At 67.0% G+C, this 15,042-nt stretch carries 12 protein-coding genes; 4 read left to right on the top strand and 8 right to left on the bottom strand.

Going from position 1 to position 15,042, the window contains the following annotated elements; translation table 11 throughout:
• Nucleotides 1–52: 52 nt before the first annotated feature.
• From ppx to TSB10GB4_RS01265, 4 genes are all read right to left on the bottom strand, one after another.
• Nucleotides 53–1,579, bottom strand: a complete 1,527-nt coding sequence (gene ppx, locus TSB10GB4_RS01280) for an exopolyphosphatase (protein WP_186394242.1) — start codon at nt 1,577–1,579, stop codon at nt 53–55.
• The gene (locus TSB10GB4_RS01275) at nt 1,572–3,791 is read right to left on the bottom strand and encodes an RNA degradosome polyphosphate kinase (RefSeq protein ID WP_186394241.1); all 2,220 of its coding nucleotides are present in this window, start codon (nt 3,789–3,791) and stop codon (nt 1,572–1,574) included. Before TSB10GB4_RS01275 ends, ppx begins: the two co-directional genes overlap by 8 nt.
• Before the next feature lie 102 nt (nt 3,792–3,893).
• Nucleotides 3,894–4,583 (bottom strand): DnaA ATPase domain-containing protein, encoded by a 690-nt coding sequence (locus TSB10GB4_RS01270; RefSeq protein WP_186389399.1) that lies wholly within the window; start codon nt 4,581–4,583, stop codon nt 3,894–3,896.
• The gene (locus TSB10GB4_RS01265; protein WP_186394240.1) at nt 4,576–5,715 is read right to left on the bottom strand and encodes an AI-2E family transporter; all 1,140 of its coding nucleotides are present in this window, start codon (nt 5,713–5,715) and stop codon (nt 4,576–4,578) included. Before TSB10GB4_RS01265 ends, TSB10GB4_RS01270 begins: the two co-directional genes overlap by 8 nt.
• A gap of 267 nt (nt 5,716–5,982) precedes the next feature.
• Between TSB10GB4_RS01265 and purM the strand changes: the two genes are divergently transcribed.
• Together purM and purN are read left to right on the top strand one after the other, a co-directional pair.
• Entirely contained in the window at nt 5,983–7,062 is a 1,080-nt protein-coding gene (purM, locus tag TSB10GB4_RS01260) for a phosphoribosylformylglycinamidine cyclo-ligase (protein WP_186394239.1), read from the top strand.
• A complete protein-coding gene (purN, locus tag TSB10GB4_RS01255) occupies nt 7,059–7,733 on the top strand; it encodes a phosphoribosylglycinamide formyltransferase (protein WP_186394238.1) in 675 nt (224 codons plus the stop codon). The genes purM and purN overlap by 4 nt, the downstream gene beginning before the upstream one ends.
• Nucleotides 7,734–7,752: 19 nt before the next feature.
• Here the strand turns inward: purN and TSB10GB4_RS01250 are convergent, their stop codons facing one another.
• Complete coding sequence (locus TSB10GB4_RS01250) at nt 7,753–8,496, bottom strand: YafY family protein (RefSeq protein ID WP_186389395.1); 744 nt, start codon at nt 8,494–8,496, stop codon at nt 7,753–7,755.
• A 104-nt stretch (nt 8,497–8,600) separates the two neighbouring features.
• Between TSB10GB4_RS01250 and TSB10GB4_RS01245 the strand changes: the two genes are divergently transcribed.
• A complete protein-coding gene (locus TSB10GB4_RS01245) occupies nt 8,601–9,344 on the top strand; it encodes a glutathione S-transferase family protein (protein ID WP_186394237.1) in 744 nt (247 codons plus the stop codon).
• Between the two features lie 36 nt (nt 9,345–9,380).
• Here TSB10GB4_RS01245 and TSB10GB4_RS01240 read toward each other — a convergent pair whose 3' ends face one another.
• The 3 genes from TSB10GB4_RS01240 to TSB10GB4_RS01230 all read right to left on the bottom strand — a co-directional run bounded on the left by TSB10GB4_RS01240 (nt 9,381) and on the right by TSB10GB4_RS01230 (nt 12,925).
• Nucleotides 9,381–11,477, bottom strand: coding sequence for a molybdopterin-dependent oxidoreductase (locus TSB10GB4_RS01240; protein ID WP_186394236.1), 2,097 nt, complete (start codon nt 11,475–11,477; stop codon nt 9,381–9,383).
• Between the two features lie 151 nt (nt 11,478–11,628).
• Entirely contained in the window at nt 11,629–12,051 is a 423-nt protein-coding gene (ndk, locus tag TSB10GB4_RS01235) for a nucleoside-diphosphate kinase (protein WP_186389392.1), read from the bottom strand.
• Nucleotides 12,052–12,226: 175 nt separating this feature from the next.
• Nucleotides 12,227–12,925: a glutathione S-transferase family protein gene (locus TSB10GB4_RS01230; RefSeq protein WP_186394235.1), complete on the bottom strand. Its 699-nt coding sequence runs from the start codon at nt 12,923–12,925 to the stop codon at nt 12,227–12,229.
• A 284-nt stretch (nt 12,926–13,209) separates the two neighbouring features.
• Here TSB10GB4_RS01230 and TSB10GB4_RS01225 point away from each other — a divergent pair, with 284 nt between their 5' ends.
• On the top strand, nt 13,210–14,886 hold the full coding sequence (locus TSB10GB4_RS01225; RefSeq protein ID WP_186394234.1) for a methyl-accepting chemotaxis protein: 1,677 nt from the start codon (nt 13,210–13,212) through the stop codon (nt 14,884–14,886).
• The last annotated feature ends 156 nt before the right edge of the window (nt 14,887–15,042 follow it).

Raw genomic sequence — 15,042 nt, 5'->3', positions numbered from 1 at the left:
GCCCGCCGACAGTCCTTTCAGAAACTCTTTCGAAAGCCGCTTCGGCCGTGCGTCACGGCTCCAGATCGACCCGCGCCCGCAGGCCCAGCAGGCGGGCGAACTGGAGGAGGCGCTTGTTGAGGCGCTCTCCCTCGAGCGCCGTGAGTTCGCCGCGCAGCGTCAGCACCACTTCGCCATTGTCGACGGTGACCGGCACTTGCGGCAGGATGCCGGCGACCGAGGCGCTGAGCACGGACGCAACCCGCAAGGCGCCGCCGAGAATGCGGGCGCGGTCCTTGAGCCGCGTATGGGCAAGCTCGCGGATGCGGGGCCCGAGCGCATCCTCCACCAGCCCCTGGTGCCGATAGAACACCGACAGCGCCAGATAGGCGCGGCCCGCGTGATCGATGCCGACGAAGCCGGCATTGGAGATGATGTTGAGGCTCTGTTCGCCGCGATAGTCGGGATGGGCGCGCCAGCCGATATCGGACAACAGGCAGCCGGCCGCCCTGAGGCGCCGCTCGTATTCGGTCTCGTCGATGCCGACGGCCGGAAACAGGCGGTCGGTCCACTCGACCAGTTCCTCGCCATAGGCGGGCGAGCGGGAGCGCAGTTCCGACAGTTCGCGCGCCGCCTCGACCAGCGGGTCCTGCCGGCGCAGCTCCTCCGGCAGCAGGTCGAACAGCAACCCCTCGCGCAGGCCGAGCGCCGACATCACCACCTTCGAGGCCTTGGAGCGCCGCAGGACCTTTTCCATCACCGCCGCGCCGAAGGGCAGCAGCGGACGGCGAGCCCGCGAGACCACCTCGATCATGTCGAGGCTCTCCGGATCGCGCCGGGCGACGAGCTGGCAGAACTCGATCGCCTCCTCCGCGGGAATGGCATAATCGTGCATCACATGCAGCGGATAGCCGTCCTGATGCAGGTGCAGCCGGGCGAGCGAGCGCCAGGTGCCGCCGACCGCATAGAAGGGCTTGCCTGCGCCGATGGGCAGCCATTCGACATCGGCGAGCGCCTGTTCGGCGATCTTCTGCGCCTTGGCGATCTTTCCGTCCGCGTCTTCCTGCAGGCGGATGCCACCAAGCGGCAGGGTCTGGCCGCGTCCGATCTCGTCCTGCTTGATCTCCACCAGTTCGAGGCTGCCGCCTCCCAGGTCGCCGACGATGCCATCGGGCCGCCAGATGCCGGAGATAACGCCATAGGCGGCAAGCCGCGCCTCGTCTCGTCCCGACAACAGACGCACGGGCGTGCGACAGATCTGCTCGACGGCGACCAGAAACTCCTCGCCGTTTGCGGCATCGCGCGTCGCGGCCGTGGCCAGGATGTGCAGATCGACGACGCCGATCTGGTCGCACAGCCGGCGGAACCGCACCAGCGCCCGCCGGGCCTGCTCCGTCGCCTCGGCCGACAGTCGTCCGGTGGCGCCAACGCCGCGGCCCAGCCCCGCCAGCACCTTCTCGTTGAACAGCACCGTCGGGGTGCGTGCGTGCCTTTCGTAGACGACGAGGCGGATCGAGTTCGATCCGATATCGATGACGGCGATCGGTCCGCTGCCGTTCAGACGGCCGCGGACCTGTGCATGCTTTAGGCTGTCAGCCACGCTTCCTCGGCTCCGCGAAGGGTTTCGGACTGTGGCTGCGCAGCGACTTGCCACGGCCGGAGAGCGACGGATTCGTCATGAAATACTGGTGGGCGTTGAAGGGTTTCTCGCCCTTGCCGAGATGCACGCGTTCGTGCCCCCCATCGGGCAGCAGCCGCCAGCTCTGCTGGTTGTCCTTCAGATTGGCGACCATGATCTGATCGAGCACCTGTTCGTGCACCGTCGGTGTGAGAAGCGGCGTCAGCGTCTCCACCCGCCGGTCGATATTGCGCGGCATCAGGTCCGCCGAGCCGATATAGACGACCGCATCCGGCGAGGGAAGCCCATGACCGTTGCCGAAGCAGAAGATGCGGCTGTGCTCCAGGAACCGGCCGATGATCGACTTCGCGCGAATGTTCTCAGACAGGCCAGGAATGCCGGGACGCAGGCAGCAGATGCCGCGGATCACCAGGTCGATCCGCACGCCTGCCTGGCTCGCCTTGTAGAGCGCGTCGATGATGCCGGGATCGACCAGCGAGTTCATCTTCATCCAGATCTGCGCCGGACGCCCGGCGGCCGCATGCTCCGCCTCGTTCGCGATCAGCCGGAGGATGCCGTCGCGCAGCGTCACCGGCGACACCATCATGTGTTCCAGCTCCACCGGCTCGGCATAACCGGTGATGAAGTTGAAGATCTTGGCGACCTCCCGGCCGATGCGCGGATCGGCGGTGAAATAGGACAGGTCCGTATAGATGCGCGCGGTGATCGGGTGGTAGTTGCCGGTGCCGAGATGGCAGTAGGTGCGCAGCTCGCCATGCTCGCGGCGAACCACCATGGAGAGCTTGGAGTGGGTCTTCAGCTCCAGGAAGCCGAAGACGACCTGCACGCCGGCCCGCTCCAGATCGCGGGCCCAGCGGATATTGGCCTCCTCGTCGAAGCGCGCCTTCAGCTCGACCAGCGCGGTGACCGATTTGCCGGCCTCCGCCGCCTCGACCAAAGCCTTGACGATCGGCGAATTGCTGGACGTGCGGTAGAGCGTCTGCTTGATCGCCACCACATCCGGGTCCTGCGCCGCCTGCCGCAGAAACTGCACCACCACATCGAAGGACTCGTACGGATGGTGGACGATGATGTCCTTCTGCTGGATCGCCGCGAAACAATCGCCGCCATGCTCGCGGATACGCTCGGGAAAGCGTGGCGAGAACGGCTCGAACTTGAGATCCTCGCGGTCGATGGAAACGAGCTGCGACAAGTTGTTGAGCGCCAGCAGCCCATCGACCATGAAGACCTCGTCGCCGGTCGCGCCAAGCGCCTCGGCGACGAAGTCGCGCAGTGACTGCGGCGTCGTCTCCTCGATCTCCAGACGGATCACCGACCCCCTGCGACGGCGCTTCAGCGCGCTCTCGAACAGGCGCACGAGATCTTCCGCCTCCTCCTCGATTTCCAGGTCGGAATCGCGGATCACCCGGAACGCCCCCTTGCCGCGAATATGATAGCCGGGGAACAGGCGGGTGATGAACAGGCCGAGCGCATTCTCGATGGTGATGTAGCGATCGCCATGTTCGTGGTCCGAACTCGGCAGACGCACGAAACGGTCGAGCTGGGCGGGAATGCGCAGCAAGGCGGTCATGCCGCGTCCGCCCTTTTCCGGCGCCAGTTCCAGCACCAGCGAAAAGCCCAGATTGGCGATAAACGGGAAGGGATGCGCCGGATCGATTGCCAGCGGCGTCAGCACCGGGAAGATATGCGCGAGGAAATAGTCCTCCAGCCACTGCAGATCCCGCGGGCTGAGATCCGGCCCGTCGACGATGGCGATGCGTTCGGCGGCCAGCAGCCTGTGCATCTCGCGCCACACGCTCTGCTGCTCGATCTGCAGCGACAGCACCGCGGCAGAGATCCGCTCCAACTGTTCGCCCGGCGTCAGGCCATCGATCGAGCGGGTGGCGACCCCCTCGCGCTGCTGGGCGCGCAGGCCGGCGACGCGCACCATGAAGAACTCGTCGAGATTGTTCGCCGAGATCGACAGAAAGCGCAGGCGCTCCAGCAGCGGATGGGAGGTGTTCTCCGCTTCCTCCAGCACCCGGCGGTTGAACTGCAGCCAGGAGACCTCACGATTGATGAACCGGCTTGGATGATCGGCCAGCGCCTCGGCCGCGTCCGACACGGGTTGTGCCGGCCGCGCCTGTGCCGGAGATGCGTCCGGATCCTTCGGGTTCACGCTGGTCTCGTTCATGCCTGCCTCCTGCGGACCGGATCGCGCCGGTCACCTGTCATCGCTGTCGTCGGCGACCATAGCGGATTGATTTGACGGATTTGCATCACCCGGCAAACAGTGTCAGCCAACAGGGTCCCGCTCCGCCAGCACCGCCGCCGCGAGCGGCCGCGTGATCCGCCGGCCCGCCGACAGCGATGCCCTGTCGAGCCGGTCGACCAGCGCCTGCGCCGCCGCCACCGAGCGCTCCATGCGCACCGCGAGGAAGTCTATCACGGCCGGATCGATGTCGATCTGCCGATCGGCGAACAACTTGACCAGCACCCGCCGCAACAGGTCGTCATCCGGCTCCTGGATCTCCACCGGCGTCGCGGCGCGCAGGCGGGAGGCAAGATCGGGCAGCCGCAGCCCCCAGGATTGCGGCCAGCTCCGCGAGGTCACCAGCAGGCTGCCGCCCTTGTCGCGAAGGGCGTTGAAGAGATGGAACAGCGCCGTCTCGTCGAAGCCCGCATGCGCATCCTCCAGCGCCACGGCGCCGCTACGGGCAAGCTCCTCGACCTGCTCGCGGCGCAGCTCCGAGGCCGGCAGGATCGCCGCTCCGCTAGCCGCCTGCCAGACATGGGCGAGATGGGTCTTGCCCGACCCCACCGGGCCGGCGAGAAGCGCGGCCTGCGACGGCCAGTCGGGCCAGCCGTCGATCAGGGCGAACGCAGCCCGGTTGGAGGCTCCGAGCAGGAAATCGTCGCGCCCGAAAGCCGCCTCATGCGGCAGGATCAGCGGCAATTGCGTGCCGCCGCGCAGCCTGTCAGCCATTGCCCCCCTCCACGTGCTCCGGCGCAGCGGACACTTCTCCGGGATCGCCCGGTACGCCGCTGGCCATCAGCGTACCCTCTCCGGTGTACAGCGTGCTCGCCATGTACTGGGACAGCGCGAAGCGGGTCAGCACACCGATCATCGCTGCCGCCGGCACCGCGATCAGCATGCCGACGAAGCCGAACAAGTAGCCGAAGGCGAACAGCGCGAACATCAGCCAGACAGGATGCAGGCCGACATTGTTGCCCACCAGCTTCGGCTGCAGGATGTTGCCTTCCAGGAACTGGCCGACAGCGAAGATCGCCAGCACCACCGCGACCATCGGCCAGTCCGGCCAGAACTGCACCAGCGCAACGCCGAGGGAAACGACCAGGCCGAGCGTTGCCCCGACATAGGGAATGAAGCTGACGAGGCCGGCGCCGATGCCGATCAGCAGGCCGAAATTGAGCCCGACCGCCGCAAGCCCGACCGCATAGAATGCGCCGAGCAGGAAGCAGACGCTGACCTGGCCGCGCACGAAACCGGCGACCGCGCGGTCCATCTCGCGCGCCAGGCGGCGCACCGTGTCCTGATGCTGGCGCGGCAGCCAGCCATCGATCCGCGTCACCATCCGGTCCCAGTCGAGCAGCAGGTAGAAGGCGACGACCGGCGTGACGACGAAGAGCGAGATCACCGACAGCAGGGCCTGTCCGCCGTTCCACACCGACTTCAGCAATCCGCCGATCCAGCCGGCTCCCTCGCCCAGCAGGCTGCCGACATTCGCCTTCAGATCCTGCCCGCCGATACCCAGCAACTCGAAGACACGGCTGCCGAACCCGGTGGTGATCAACTCCTGCAAGGAACTGACCAGACCAGGAAAGGCCTGCAGGAAGGAGGCGAGCTGGTTGCCGAGCACCGGCAGCAGCAGCAGCAGGACCACCACGAAGGCGAGCACGAAAACCACCAGGATGACGATGGTCGCCCCCAGACGCGGCAGGCCGACGGCCTCCAGCCGGTCGGCCACGGGATCCAGCAGATAGGCGAGAGCCATGCCGGCGACAAACGGCAGCAGGATCGGGCTGAACAGATAGACGAAGGCCGCGAACAGCGCGAAGGACGCCAGCCAGAAATAGATTTGCCGCTTGAGCGTCACGAGAACCCGTCTCCTGCCCGACCGTCGGGCCATTCCACCGCGTTCCCAGCAGATAGGCAGCCGCGCCGCGGAGCGTCAAGCAGGCCCTCGGCAGAGCTCCGCCATTTTCCCGGTTCACCACAGGCCGAACATCCCGCCGTGAAGCCGTCAGCCAGTCCCCTGCCTCGATGGCTGGACGCCTGTGCAAACAGGGCCCGGTTTCGCTTGCATTCCGGCGCTTCTGTGTTTGTATGCGCGCCCTGTACGGCTTTCGGAGACACGACCAGCATGAGCGAGGCGACCCCCTCCCCCAAGAACGGCCTGAGCTATGCCGACGCGGGCGTCGACATCGACGCGGGCAACGCCCTCGTGCGGCGGATCAAGCCCTTCGTGAAGGCGACCGCCCGTCCCGGCGCCGACAGCGAGATCGGCGGGTTCGGCGGCCTGTTCGACCTCAAGGCCGCCGGCTTCACCGATCCGATCCTCGTCGCCGCCAATGACGGCGTCGGCACCAAGCTCAAGATCGCCATCGACAGCGGCGCCCATGCGACCGTCGGCATCGATCTCGTCGCCATGTGCGTCAACGATCTCGTCGTGCAGGGCGCCGAACCGCTGTTCTTCCTCGATTATTACGCCTGCGGCGCGCTTGACGTCGAGGTCGCCACCGACGTGGTGAAAGGCATCGCCGAGGGCTGCCGCATCTCCGGCTGCGCGCTGATCGGCGGCGAGACCGCGGAAATGCCGGGCATGTACGGCAAGGGTGACTATGATCTTGCCGGCTTCGCCGTCGGCGCGGCCGAGCGCGGCGCCCTGCTGCCGCGCGGCGATATTGCGGACGGCGACGTGCTGCTCGCCCTCGCCTCCTCCGGCGTGCATTCCAACGGCTTCTCGCTGGTGCGCAAGATCGTCGAACAGTCCGGCCTCGACTGGAGCGCTGCCGCCCCCTTCGCGCCCGGCGCGACCCTCGGCGAAGCGCTGATGACGCCGACCCATATCTATGTGAAGCCGCTGATGGCAGCGCTCAAGGCCGGCGCCGGCATCAAGGCACTTGCCCATATCACCGGCGGCGGCCTGCCGGAAAACCTGCCGCGCGTGCTGCCCGACCATCTCGGTGCCCGCATCGACCTGTCCGCCATCTCCGTTCCGCCTGTCTTCGGCTGGCTGGCCAAGGCCGGCGGCGTCGCCCAGTCGGAGATGCTGCGCACCTTCAACTGCGGCGTCGGCATGGTCGTCGCCGTTTCGGCCGAGACCGCTGACGAGGCGATCGCGATCCTGACCGCCGAAGGCGAGACGGTGAGCCGCATCGGCACGCTTGGCCCGCGCACGGGTGACGAGGCCGTGATCTTCGACGGAGCCTTGATGCTTTGACCTCTGCCCCGTCCACCTCCGGTCGCAAGCGCACGGCGATCCTCGTCTCGGGGCGCGGATCCAACATGACGGCCCTGCTGTCGGCGGCGGCCGACCCGGCCTTCCCGGCCGAGATTGTCGCGGTGATCGCCAACGTCCCCGACGCGCCTGCCCTCGACAAGGCGCGCGCGGCCGGCATCGAGGCCCTCGCCGTCAGCCATCGCGGCCAGGGCGGACGGCAGGCTTTCGAGGAGAAGCTCGACGCCGAACTACGCAACCGCAACGTCGACCTCGTCTGCCTCGCCGGCTTCATGCGCATCCTGACGCCCTGGTTCGTGGAGCGCTGGCACGACCGCCTGCTCAACATTCACCCGGCGCTGCTGCCGGCCTTCAAGGGCCTCGACACCCACGCAAGGGCGCTGGCGGAAGGCTGCCGCCTGCACGGGGCGACGGTGCATTTCGTCCGCCCGGAGATGGATGCCGGGCCGATCATCGCGCAAGGTGCGGTGGCCGTGCTCGACGAGGACACGCCGGCAACGCTCGGCGCGCGGGTGCTCGAGGTTGAACACCGCATCTACCCGCAAGCGCTTGCCCTTGTTGCGGCCGATGCCTTCGAGATCGACGGAATGCGGGTGCGGCTGAAATCCGGCGCGGATACGGCCCAGGCGCCGCTCATCGCGCCGAAGGGCTGAACCCAGATCCTCCGCCGACTCAGCCGGCGGCGCGGCATCCTACGGCGTCTTCGTTCGCCGCCGCTGCGTCTCTGGCTCTCGCTTCCTCCATACGGTGTCTTCGCCACTCCGCGTAGAGCCGCTTGCGGCCGCGCGGCGGGCGCGCCTCCAGCACCGTCATTTCCAGCATTCGGTCGGTGCGGAAGTTGCGATAGTCCTGCCGCAACTCGCACCAGGCGGCCAGCACCCGAGCATGCTCGAAAAAGGCCAGCACGATCGGCCAGACCACGCGGCGCTCGGGCGGACGCTCCGGAACCTGATAGAGGATCTCGACCTTCCGCTCCAGTCTCAGCGCCTCCCGCAGCCGCGCCAGCTCGATCCGGTCGCCCGGCAGCTCGCAGGGCGGCGGCGCATAGAGCGGTGCGTCCAGGAAGCCGTCGCGCAGGCCGTCCGGCAGAACCGTCGCGATCTTCGCGACGGCATCGCGCGCGGTGCGCCGGATCGCCGCATCGCCGCGCCCCTCCACCATGCGCAGGCCGAGCATGACAATCTCCAGTTCCTCCGCCGTGAACATCAGCGGCGGCAGGTCATAGCCTTCCTCCAGCACGTAGCCGACACCGGCCTCGCCAACCACCGGCACGCCGGACGCCTGCAGCGCGGCGATGTCGCGATAAAGGGTGCGGAGCGAGACTTCGAGCTCGGCGGAGATGGCCGCGCCGCTGACCGGCCTGCGGTACCGGCGCAGGATCTGGAGCACCTGCAGCAACCTGTCGGCACGACGCATCGCTTCTCCTTCCGCGAACACACTGCCAAACGATGCTGACAGTATGCTGTCAGGAGGAGCCGCCTACAAGACTCGGGCCAGACGCAACCCCAGGAGATGCCGCCATGCTCGTTCTCGTCAACTTCCCGCCCGCCCCCGACATTCGCAGCCTCTCGCCCTTCTGCTACAAGGCGGAAGCCCTGCTGGCGCTGGCCGGCTGCGATTATCGGATGGAACCGACCATCGATTTTGCTGCGCTGCCTCACGGCAAGGTCCCGGTGCTGAAGGATGGCAGCCTCATCATTCCCGACAGTTCGCTGATTCAGCGTCACCTCGAGCGCCATCACGGTCTCGCCGTCGACGAAACGCTGACCGGTGTCGAACTGGCCATGGCCGAAGCGTTCCGCCGTATGGTCGAGGAACACCTGCGCTGGACCATGGTCCATGCCCGATGGATCGATCCTGCCGGCGAGAAGATGATCCTTTCCATCGCCCTTGCCCAGGTCCCGGAAGAAATGCGGCGGGACGTTCTGAACGCCAGCCGGGAGAACATCAGCCGGACGCTGCATGCGCACGGCCTTGGCCGGCACACGCCGGACGAGATCTACGCCTTCGGCCGCGCGGGTCTTGACGCCATCGCCACCTTTCTGGACGACAAGCCCTTCTTCATGGGCGACCGGCCGACCACGGTCGATGCCAGCGTTGTCGGCGTCGTGCTCAACATCCTCGCGAGCGACATCGACACACCGCTGATGCGCCATGCGGCGGCGATCCCGACGCTGGCCGATTATGCCTTGCGGTTCGAGCGCACGGTGTTCGGCCCGGCAGCACGCATCCCCGCCACCCTGCGCGGCGAACGGGCGGCCTGAGACCGCCCACCTCCGCCTTGCTACGGGTGCGCGCGGTCAGTCCTTGCGCACCCACACGGCGATGTCGTGAAACGCCGCACCGCCATAGGGCGCCACGGCGTCGGCCCCCGTCAGCGTGTTGATGCCCCGGCGGTCCGGATAGGCCTCGTTCGGCCAGATCCCCTCCGCCACCACGACGCCGGGCTTCAGCCCCTCGGTCAGGCGGGCATGCAGGATCACCGCGCCGCGACGATTGCCGATGCGGATGCGGTCGCCGTCAGTGATCCCGTACCTTTCGGCATCCTGCGGCCCGATCATCAGCTCCGGTCGCCCTTCCTTGTCGCGCGAGGACGCGGTCTCGTTGAAGGTCGAGTTGAGGAAAGAGCGCGCCGGCGAGGTGGCGAGGCGGAAGGGATGCTCCTCGTCCGCCACCTCGTTTACCGCCCAGTGGTCGGGCAAGGCCGGCATGTCGGCGAACGGACCCATCGGTCCGTCATTGGGCGCCGGCACCTTCGGCCAGTCGGGCTTGAAGCGGAACTTGCCGTCCGGCCAATTGAAGCCGTCGAGATAATGCGCAGTCCGGAAGTCGGGCTGGCAGTCGACCCAACGATCACGCTCGATCGCCTCCAGCGAGCCGAAGCCGGAGGCCTTCAGCATCCAGTCGATGTGCTCGCGCGCGCTCATGGCAAAGCCCTGATGCTCGGCCGCGCCGACCCTGCGGGCGATCTCGTTGAGCACGTAGAGGTTCTCCCGGGTCTCGCCCGGCCCCTCCGCAAGCTTTGGCCCCAGCAGCAGATACTGGTGCCCGCCGCCCTTGTAGATGTCGTCATGCTCGAGAAACTGCGTCGCCGGCAGCACCACGTCGGCCATCATCGCCGTCTCGGTCATGAACTGCTCATGCACGCAGACGAAGAGATCCTCGCGGGCAAAGCCCTGCTTCACCAACTCCTGCTCGGGCGCCACCGACACCGGATTGGTGTTCTGGATCAGCATCGCCGTCACCGGCGGCCCATGCCGCAACGCTTCGGCATCGCCCGTCAGCACCCGGCCGATCTGGCTCTGGTCGAGCTGCCGCACCGCCGGATCGATCAGCGAATGGCCCTCGATCATCGACTTGTCGAGCGTATAGATCGCGCCGTTGTTATGGAACGCACCGCCGCCCTCATACTGCCAGGCGCCGGTCACAGCCGCGATGCAGGAGGCCGCATGCATCGACACCGCGCCGTTGCGCTGGCGGGTGAAGCCATAGCCAAGACGGAAGAAGGTGCGCTTGGTCTCGCCGACCATCCGGGCGAAGAGTTCGATCTCCTCCACCGAAAGGCCGGTGATCGCCGCCGCCCATTGAGGCGGGCGCTGCGCGACATGCGCCTCAAGCTCGTCCGGGCAGTCGGTGTAGCGGGCAAGGTAATCGTGGTCCGCATAGCCGTCGCGGAACAGCACATGCATCACCGCGCAGGCGAGCGCGGCGTCCGTGCCAGGCTTCAGCACAAGACCGAGATCCGCCTGTTTCACGGTCTGGGTCGGGTAGACGTCGATGGCAACGATCTTCGCCCCGCGCGTCTTTCGCGCGGTGATCGCATGGGTCATCACGTTGACCTGGGTGGAGACCGGGTTGGTGCCCCAGATCACCACCATGTCGGCGACCGCCATCTCGCGCGGATCGGGTCCGGCAAGCCGGCCCGTTCCGGCGATATAGCCGGTCCAGGCCATGTTGGTACAGATCGTGTCGAACTGGCGAGAATAGCGCTTGGCATGACGCAGACGGTGGATCGAGTCCCGCTGCACCAGGCCCATCGTGCCGGCATAGTGGTAGGGCCACACGGCCTGGGGCCCATGCTCGGCTTCGGCCTTGAGGAAGGCGGCCGCGACCAGGTCCAGCGCCTCCTCCCACGACACCGGCTCGAAGCGGCCTTCCCCCTTCGCCCCGACGCGCTTCAACGGCCGCGTCAGCCGATCCGGATGGTAGAGCCGGTCGGAATACCGCGCGACCTTGGCGCAGATGACGCCGGCTGTATAAGCGTTGGCCCGTGCGCCCCGGAGCCGTCCGATCCGCCCGTCGGCAAAGAGTTCGACCTCCAGCGCGCAGGTGGACGGGCAGTCATGCGGACAGGCGGAGGCCTTCAGGATGGGGTCGGTGGCAACAGGAGCGTTCATGCGTCTCTCGCGGGCAGGGGGAACGGCGCCAAGGCTCGCCCTGCCGCCGCCATCATGTCAAGGACCGGTCGCCGGACAAACGAAAGGGCCGGCGCGACGGCCGGCCCTTCCAGATCTCGTTCGGTGCGCTGCCGCGAGGCGACCCGCAGCCTTAGCCGACGATTTCGGTCTCGGAGAACCAGTAGGCGATCTCCTGGGCGGCGGTGTCCGCGCCGTCGGAGCCGTGCACCGAGTTCTCGCCGATGTTCAGGGCAAAGGTCTTGCGGATGGTCCCCTCGTCGGCATTGGCCGGGTTGGTGGCGCCCATCACTTCACGGTTCTTGGCAATGGCGTTCTCGCCTTCCAGAACCTGCACGACGGTCGGCGCCGAGCACATGAACTCGACCAGTTCGCCGAAGAACGGACGGTCCTTGTGCACCGCGTAGAAGCCCTCGGCCTCGCGGCGCGACATCCACACGCGCTTGGAAGCGATGACGCGCAGGCCGGCATCCTCCAGCATCTTGGTGATCGCGCCGGTCAGGTTGCGGCGCGTCGCGTCCGGCTTGATCATCGAAAAGGTACGCTCGATCGCCATCAGTCGTTTTCCCGTTGTTGTCCGGCAGGACCTCGCGCCCTCGCGGGCCCCGCCCGTCCGCGCCTTGATGCCGGACGATCCATGATCTCGGTGCGCCCGTGAGCGGGCGCGCCATGCGTATAGCCGGGGATGGACGCCCCCGCAAGGCGCAAGGGTCGCTGTTTTCCGCTGTTTTTCAGATCGATCGGGCCGCCGGCACGCTGCGTCCGAAGCCGGCGAAGAGATCGAGGCAGCGCTCTCGCCACTGTGCAACCGGCGTGTCCGGCTCAAGCAGTTCGAACGGGCTCGCGATCCGCGCCCATTGCAGCGTCCCGAAAAGCAGGTAGTCGCCGTGCAGGGGCGCCTCGCCGCCGATAAACGGCTGGCTCTTCAGCATCAGGTGCAGCGGCAGCAGCACGGTGGCAAGATCGGCACGGCGCGCCTCGCGCCCGGCCTGCACCTCCTCCAGGCTCATGCCGAACCGCACTTCGCGCGTCTCGCGAAAGTAGGCCTGGTCGGCCGGAGCCAGGATGTCCCAGATGTCCTTGACGATGAGCCGCGCGATCAGCGCGCTCACCGAGCCGTTCACCCAACCCTCGACGAGCTTCGCCGCAGCCCGTCCGCCTGTCCCGCCGAACAGGCTCGGCCGGTCCGGATAGGCATCTTCCAGATAGGTGGCGATCGCCCAACTGTCGCAGATCGTCCTGTCGCCGTCGACGAGGATCGGCACCGTCCTGCCGGCTTCCGGCGCGATCGCCGGGATCTCGGTGAACGGCTTCGGCCGACATTCGAAATCGAGCCCCTTGTGCTTGAGCGCCATGCGGATGCGCCAGGCATAGGGGCTGAAGGGGCGGCCCGCATCGGCGCCGCACAACTCGTAAAGAACAAGGCTCAAACTGTTCCCTCCCCTCGTCATCGGATCGCAACGCACTGTCGGAGCAGACCTTATAGCCCACATTGCACCCGGCCAAGCCGCGACGGCTGTTTGCCCCCCGCCGGCGACACCCCAACCCAGACGTTCAAATACAGAAATTACCCACAATCAGAGATTGAAAAATGAAGTAGATGACGTATGGGCAAGAACTGAATCTCATTTGTTTCTCCGGAATATTTACCGGTAATTCAGTAGTTCCCCTTACCTATTGCGACATCTTCACTGTCTCGAGGTCGCCTCCCGCCATGTCCATCAAACAGAAAATGCTGACGCTTGTCGCCGGCACACTGGCAGCCCTGCTTCTCGTCGCAGGCGTCCAGATCTATTCGCTCTACGGCTCGATGATGCACGACCGCCGCGAACTGGTTCGCACCCAGGTTGAGACTGCGGCCAGCCTCGTGGCCGCCATTGCCGAGGAAGCAAGGCAGGGGCGGATGAGCGTGGAGGAAGCCCAGGCGCTCGCCAAGTCCATGCTGCGCACCATGCGCTTCAACGGCACCGACTATTTCCTCGCGATCGACGCGAGCCCCGCCGACCAGGGCACGGTACTCGCCCATCCCAACACCGCGCTGGAAGGCAAGAACATGTGGTCGTCGCGCGACGAAAACGGCGTCGACTTCGTGAGCAGCCAAGTCAACGCATCTCGAAATGGTGGCGGCTATACCGAGTTCATGTTCCCCCGCCTCGGCGAGACGGTTCCTGCGCCGAAGATCGCCTATTCGCTGCCCCACGCACCTTGGCAGTGGACGATTTCCACGTCGCTCTATGTCGACGACGTCACCAGTGCCTTCTACGGCAAGCTGCTGACCAGCGCCCTGTGGATCCTGCCGCTCATCGCCCTGATCGGCGTGGCTGCCTTGCTGCTGGCCAACAGCATCAGCCGGCCGATCGCCGCGATCACCGAGGCCATGCGCCACCTCGCCCAGGGCGACCTCTCGGTCTCCGTGCCGGGCGCCGGCCGCAAGGACGAGATCGGCAAGATGGCAGACGCGACCGAAGTGTTCCGCGATGGCATGCTGCGCGCGCAGGACCTCTCCTCCGCCCAGGTCGAGGAGCAGCGGGCGCGTGAGCAGCGGGCGCAGCGCATCGAGGAGATGACCCGGCGCTTCGACGAGAGCGCCACCGCCCTGCTGACCGCGGTGACCTCCTCGGCCGGCAATATGGAGCAGAACGCCCGCTCCATGGCCGACATCGCCGAAAGCACCAATGCCCGCTCGACGACGGTCGCGACCGCCGCCCAGCAGGCCGCGGCCAATGTGCAGACCGTCGCCTCGGCGACCGAGGAACTGTCGTCGTCGATCTCCGAGATCGGCTCGCAGGTCTCCAAGTCGTCGCAGATCGCCTCGCAGGCGGTCGGCGAGGCACAGCGCACCGACAGCCAGATCCAGGGCCTTGCCAATGCCGCCGAGAAGATCGGCCAGGTGGTCAGCATGATCGCCGCCATCGCCGAGCAGACCAACCTGCTGGCGCTGAACGCGACCATCGAGGCGGCCCGCGCCGGCGAGGCCGGGCGCGGCTTCGCCGTCGTCGCCGCCGAGGTCAAGGAGCTTGCCTCCCAGACGTCCAAGGCAACCGAGGAGATCACCTCCCAGATCACGGCGATCCAGAGCGAAACGCGCATCGCCGTCGGCGCGGTGCAGTCGATCGGACGTACGGTCGAGGAGATGAACGCCATTGCCGCCGCCATCGCCGCCGCCGTCGAGGAACAGGGTGCGGCAACCGGCGAGATCGCCCGCAATGTCGAGGAGGCCTCGCGCGGCACGCAGGAGGTCACCTCGAACATTCTCGGCGTCTCCCATGCCGCCAGCGACACCCGCAGCGCCGCCGGCGACGTGGCATCGGCCGCCGCCGCCGTGAACCGGGACGCCGCCGCCCTCAAGCGGGAAGTCGAGAGCTTCCTCACCGGCGTTCGCGCCGCCTGAGCAGGCCTCCGCCTCCCAGGCCTCCACCTCTCTGGGCGGAAGGAGCAAACGTGAAGCGTCGGCCCTCGGGCCGGCGCTTTTTTCGTCCCACGACGCTACGGCTTCGGTTGCTCGCAAGCCGTGCCGTCCCACCCATCGTCATTGCCCCTCGCTAAC

The sequence above is a fragment of the Stappia sp. TSB10GB4 genome (assembly GCF_900185745.1).
GTDB lineage: Bacteria > Pseudomonadota > Alphaproteobacteria > Rhizobiales > Stappiaceae > Stappia.
This window is presented reverse-complemented; position numbering and strand designations above follow the sequence as displayed.

Coding starts and splice junctions, on each gene's coding strand:
- TSB10GB4_RS01240 (WP_186394236.1), bottom strand. CDS start 11,477: ATGAACGCTCCTGTTGCCACCGACCCCATCCTGAAGGCCTCCGCCTGT.
- TSB10GB4_RS01225 (WP_186394234.1), top strand. CDS start 13,210: ATGTCCATCAAACAGAAAATGCTGACGCTTGTCGCCGGCACACTGGCA.
- TSB10GB4_RS01245 (WP_186394237.1), top strand. CDS start 8,601: ATGCTCGTTCTCGTCAACTTCCCGCCCGCCCCCGACATTCGCAGCCTC.
- TSB10GB4_RS01250 (WP_186389395.1), bottom strand. CDS start 8,496: ATGCGTCGTGCCGACAGGTTGCTGCAGGTGCTCCAGATCCTGCGCCGG.
- TSB10GB4_RS01275 (WP_186394241.1), bottom strand. CDS start 3,791: ATGAACGAGACCAGCGTGAACCCGAAGGATCCGGACGCATCTCCGGCA.
- ndk (WP_186389392.1), bottom strand. CDS start 12,051: ATGGCGATCGAGCGTACCTTTTCGATGATCAAGCCGGACGCGACGCGC.
- purM (WP_186394239.1), top strand. CDS start 5,983: ATGAGCGAGGCGACCCCCTCCCCCAAGAACGGCCTGAGCTATGCCGAC.
- TSB10GB4_RS01270 (WP_186389399.1), bottom strand. CDS start 4,583: ATGGCTGACAGGCTGCGCGGCGGCACGCAATTGCCGCTGATCCTGCCG.